The organism is Arthrobacter sp. 2YAF22_2 (assembly GCF_052114645.1).
Taxonomy (GTDB): Bacteria; Actinomycetota; Actinomycetes; order Actinomycetales; family Micrococcaceae; genus Arthrobacter.
In genome coordinates, this window is the sequence record NZ_JBFRFD010000313.1 from 1 (window position 1) to 4,501 (window position 4,501).

Below are 4,501 nucleotides of genomic sequence, written 5' to 3' on the forward strand. Positions count from 1 at the left end.
GCGTGACACCCATAGCCAATGCGGCCTCCGTCTACATCGCAGAACAGCAGGGATTTTTCAAGGACGAGGGCTTGAATGTCACGGTCACGACAATCCAGACCGCGTCGACGGCGATCCCCTCCTTGCTCAACAACCAACTCCAGATGGCGCTGATGACCTCGGTTCCCATTGTCACGGCTGCCTCAAAGGGGCTGCCGATCCGGGTCGTCTCGGGCAGTGACCGCTATCCGAAAGACCCGAAGCATGACACGACTGCTCTGGYCGCCGCGCGGGGCAGCAGTGTCGGCTCCATCAAAGATCTTTCCGGCAAGACGGTGGCCGTAGTGGGGCTAAAGTCGGCGCCCGAGCTGGCCCTGCGGGTACTCCTGAGGAATTCTGGCGTAGATCCCGGCCAAGTGAAAGTCGTGGAGATCGCGTACCCGGACATGGTCCCGGCCCTTCAATCCAATCGGGTTGATGCGGCTTTCATCGTCGACCCATTCCTTTCCAAAGCACAAGCCGCGGATCTGCCCGTGATCGGACGGCCGTTCACCGAGGGTATCGGCGGGATGAGCGCGTTGGAGTGGGTGGCCAGTGATGCATTCGCGAAGGCCAACCCGGACGCTGTCCAGCGGTTCACCAAGGCAATGAAGCGCGCCGGAGAGTATGCAAACGAGCATCCGGAGGCCGTTCGCAAGGTCGTCCCGGAATTCACCTCGTTGTCCCCGGAAGTCATTGCGAAGTCCGTGATTCCCACCTATGACACAAAGCTCGGCGTCGAAGATATCCAGGCCTTTTCCGACTTGATGGTCAAGGAAGGATTCATCAGTGACGGCTACGACCCGGCAAAGCTCATCTGGACCCCTGCAGGCAGCTAAGGCACCGACCAAGCACCGGCCGTCCAAAGCCGCATCACGAAGAGGGACGGTGAGCCGGCTATCCCAGCTGGGCGTCGTCGTGCTTGTGCTCGGGGCCTGGCAGGTAGGGGCGAGCACCGGGCAGCTTGGTGCCGTGCCCACGCCGCTGGTTGTGGCCGGCGCGGTGCTGGGACTTGTCCTGGACGGATCGCTGTGGGGACCCCTTGCCGAGACTCTGACCAGCTGGTTTATCAGCCTGTTGCTCGCGGTAGTCATCGGCGTGGTCATCGGGTTTCCGCTCGGCGTAAGCCGGTTAACCTACCGGATGTCCGTGGTCGCGCTCGATTTCCTGCGAACCATTCCCGCATTGGTCTTTGTCCCGCTGGTTGTCCTGCTCTACGGTGCGGGTCTGCAGAGCACGATCCTGCTGGCCTTCTTCGGTGCAGTGTGGGCAATGGTCATGCAAACCATCTACGGCGCGCGCGACCTGGACCCCGTGGCCCGAGACACCTTCCGCTCCTTCGGCGTCCGCCGCTGGGACACGGTGACCCGGCTTCTGCTCCCGACGGCACTGCCGTACATGGCCACCGGGGTCCGACTGGCTGCCGCTATCTGCCTGCTGATTTCAATCAGTGCGCAGATCGTCATGCCCGCGGGCGGATTCGGGGAACAGATCGTCATTCATCAACTCGGTGGTGCGCTGCCGCAGATGTTTGCCTACATCGTGCTATGCGGGGTCCTTGGCATGGCCATCGACTCAACATTCCGCTGGTTTGAACGCAGCGCTCTCGCGTGGCACCCGTCGCATCGAAAGGTTAGCCCATGAGGCAAAGGATCCCCCGGTTCTTCCTGCCCGCCATCGTCCCGGTGCTGCTTATTGCGCTGTGGTGGATTGCCAGCGCCGGAAGCACATCGATCTTCTTTCCTCCGCTTGCCAAGATTTGGCAGAGGTTCCATGAGCTGTGGATCTTCGACCTCGTGGGGGAACACGTCGTGCCCAGTCTCAACTCGGTAGTGGTCGGTCTGGGCATTTCCATCGTGCTCGGAGTTGGCCTGGGCATCGTGCTCGGGCTGAACGATGCCATCGCCTCGGCCGTGGGACCACTGCTGCAGTTCATGCGCTATCTGCCCGCGGTGGCAATGCTGCCGTTGGCCATCCAGCTGATGGGCATCGGTCCCGACATGCGCGTCGTGATAGTGGTGCTGGGGGCGCTGTGGCCGGTGTTGCTCAACACAATCGACGGGGTCAGGGGAGTGCACCCTGCGCTGGTGGACGTCGCAAGGTCCAACAGGCTTCGCCCCGTCGACTGGGTTTTTCGGGTGGTCGTCCCCAGCGCGTCCCCACAGATTTTTGCAGGGATCAGGGCCAGCCTCGCGGTTTCAGTCATCCTGATGTTCGCCAGCGAACTGATGGGCGCCTCGCATGGGATCGGCTATTTCATCCTGCAGACCCAGCGCCAGTTCTCGTTGCCCGAGATGTGGTCTGGGATGATCCTGCTCGGCATCATCGGCTATTTACTCAACGTCATCCTTATGCTCGTCGAACTATTTGCGCTCGGTTGGCACCGCGAATCGCGAAGCTGAAAGAAGGTCCACATGCAATCCATAGTGACTCCCATTTTGGAAGCCGACAGGCTCGGCAAGTCCTTCGGCGACAACCAGGTTCTCGCCAATGTCACGTTCTCCGTGGCGAACGGTCAGTTTGTCTGCATCGTTGGTCCATCCGGCACGGGCAAGACCACGCTGCTGCGTGCCTTGTCGGGGCTGGGGCCCGCAAACAGCGGAGAAGTGAGGGTCAACGGACGAGTTGTCTTGCAGCCACCTGCGGAACTTTCGGTGGTGTTCCAGGACTACAGCAGGTCCCTCATGCCCTGGATGAAGGTGGGAAAGAATGTGGAGCTGCCGCTGCGCCGTCTCGGGCTCTCGCGCGAGGAACGTCGGWAGCGTGCGATTCAGGCGTTAGCCGATGTGGACCTGGGGCATGCCGAAGACCTGTATCCGTGGCAAATGTCAGGCGGCATGCAGCAGCGCGCAGCGATTGCGAGGTCGCTGGCCTACCGCCCCGAGATCTTGATCATGGACGAGCCCTTCGCCTCCGTGGATGCCCAGACCCGTGCGGACCTCGAGGATTTGATGCTTGATATCAGGGACCGCCTTGGAGTTACGATCGTCCTGGTGACGCACGACATTGAGGAAGCGGTGTACCTCGCCGACAAGGTCATTGTCTTGTCAGGTCAGCCGGCCTCCGTGGCTGCCTTGGTCGAAATACCGCTGGGCACCGGACGCGACCAGATCGAGACTAAGTCTCGCCCGGACTATCTGGAGCTCCGTGCCGAGATCCACCGAATGATCATGCGGAAATCCGACACTATTGCACGTTAGGCGCGACGTGGCGAGCTCCCCGGTGCTGAACGGTTCTCCTTGACGAAGCTGTGCCGTCCGCGTTGGCATGATGTTGTCGACGGCCCTGGCGATTCGCGCCGGGGCCGTTCCTGGGTACGGCCGATGCGCAGGGTCGGTAAGGCGGTGCCGCACGGCGTTTACGACCTGGCTGCCAACACCGGCTGGGGCACTGCTCACCACGCTGCTGGCCCTGCACGAACGGCAGCGGGAAGCCAGCTGGACGAGCCGCGCGGGCACCGTCCGAGGTTGACCGAGCCCGGTGCTTATCTCACGATCTCACCGCCGAGTCGGCGGTCAGRTGGCATCGAAGCCTTGATTAATGCCCGCTTCGCCGCTATCTGTGCCGGTGCGATCGGTTCGGTCCCGACGAGAACGAACATTACGCGGGCGACCTTGTCGGTACGGTTCGACCATGCGTGCGCAGTGGCGCGTTGAATTGCGACGTCACCGGCCTTCAAAGTGGCTTCGCCATCATCGACAAGGAGCGTCATCTCGCCTTCAAGGACCATAGCGTAGTGATTGACTCGGTGCGGTGGAACCAGAAGTGTTTACCACCGCTGTGTTCAATGCCAGCCGCACGCCCTTCCTGACCGCCCATCTCGTCGAAGACCGCTTCGCCCGCGTCCTGCGGGTATCCGGCGTCCTGAGAAAAATCGGCGACTCGCACCACGGTCTGTCCTACTTCGGGGAAATTGAACTCGCGGCCAGCCGGCGCTCGATCTTGGTCCGACACGTGGTCGACTGATCCCTCGGGCGTGAACCAAACGACGGAGGCACCGAATCCGGGCACAACCCCGGATGTGAACGAGTTCAGTGCGTCGTGATCGTTGAAGAGAATGACGGCACGACCCTCGTCATTGTGACCGGTCACTACGCGACGCAGGGGCTTTCGTCCGGGCATGCTTTAGTCCTCTTCAAAGGGGAAGGGCTGTGGCGTAGGCCACCACGTTGGCGATTCTTTCTGCTCCGCGATCGGAGAGCGCAATACACCGACACCTTCGAGCTCAAGTTCGAGCACATCGCCGGGCTGCAAGAACTTTTAGAGTTCGGCACCAGCGCTGAACGCCATTGTGCCGGAACCGATGAGATCGCCAGGCTGCAAGCCGTCGAACTGGGCGACATATGAGACAGTCTCCTCTGGCGTCCAGGTAAATTCCTCGACCTTGGTCTTGGACCAGACTTCGCCGTTGACGCGTACTTGACCGTTGAGGCCGATGATCGACATGATCTCGTCCAGGGTGACAATCCACCCTGGACGAGAT

General features: G+C 61.4%; 7 protein-coding genes. 5 read left to right on the top strand and 2 right to left on the bottom strand.

The genetic code is table 11. The features are described from left to right. The 4 genes from AB4Y86_RS12935 to AB4Y86_RS12950 all read left to right on the top strand — a co-directional run. Positions 1 to 857: ABC transporter substrate-binding protein (locus AB4Y86_RS12935; protein WP_441402623.1), on the top strand; the 857-nt coding region annotated here is incomplete at its 5' end. Between the two features lie 49 nt (positions 858 to 906). Further along, positions 907 to 1,662: an ABC transporter permease gene (locus AB4Y86_RS12940; RefSeq protein ID WP_441402624.1), complete on the top strand. Its 756-nt coding sequence runs from the start codon at positions 907 to 909 to the stop codon at positions 1,660 to 1,662. Further along, positions 1,659 to 2,420: an ABC transporter permease gene (locus tag AB4Y86_RS12945; protein ID WP_441402625.1), complete on the top strand. Its 762-nt coding sequence runs from the start codon at positions 1,659 to 1,661 to the stop codon at positions 2,418 to 2,420. The genes AB4Y86_RS12940 and AB4Y86_RS12945 overlap by 4 nt, the downstream gene beginning before the upstream one ends. 12 nt (positions 2,421 to 2,432) lie before the next feature. Next, entirely contained in the window at positions 2,433 to 3,218 is a 786-nt protein-coding gene (locus AB4Y86_RS12950) for an ABC transporter ATP-binding protein (protein ID WP_441402626.1), read from the top strand. Positions 3,219 to 3,502: 284 nt separating this feature from the next. Here the strand turns inward: AB4Y86_RS12950 and AB4Y86_RS12955 are convergent, their stop codons facing one another. After that, positions 3,503 to 3,781: a cupin domain-containing protein gene (locus AB4Y86_RS12955; protein ID WP_441402629.1), complete on the bottom strand. Its 279-nt coding sequence runs from the start codon at positions 3,779 to 3,781 to the stop codon at positions 3,503 to 3,505. A 2-nt stretch (positions 3,782 to 3,783) separates the two neighbouring features. Between AB4Y86_RS12955 and AB4Y86_RS12960 the strand changes: the two genes are divergently transcribed. After that, entirely contained in the window at positions 3,784 to 3,984 is a 201-nt protein-coding gene (locus AB4Y86_RS12960; RefSeq protein ID WP_441402627.1) for a hypothetical protein, read from the top strand. 294 nt (positions 3,985 to 4,278) lie between these two features. Here AB4Y86_RS12960 and AB4Y86_RS12965 read toward each other — a convergent pair. After that, a partial coding sequence (locus tag AB4Y86_RS12965) for a fumarylacetoacetate hydrolase family protein (protein WP_441402628.1) occupies positions 4,279 to 4,501 on the bottom strand: 223 nt, incomplete at its 5' end.

Coding starts and splice junctions, on each gene's coding strand:
- AB4Y86_RS12945 (WP_441402625.1), top strand. CDS start 1,659: ATGAGGCAAAGGATCCCCCGGTTCTTCCTGCCCGCCATCGTCCCGGTG.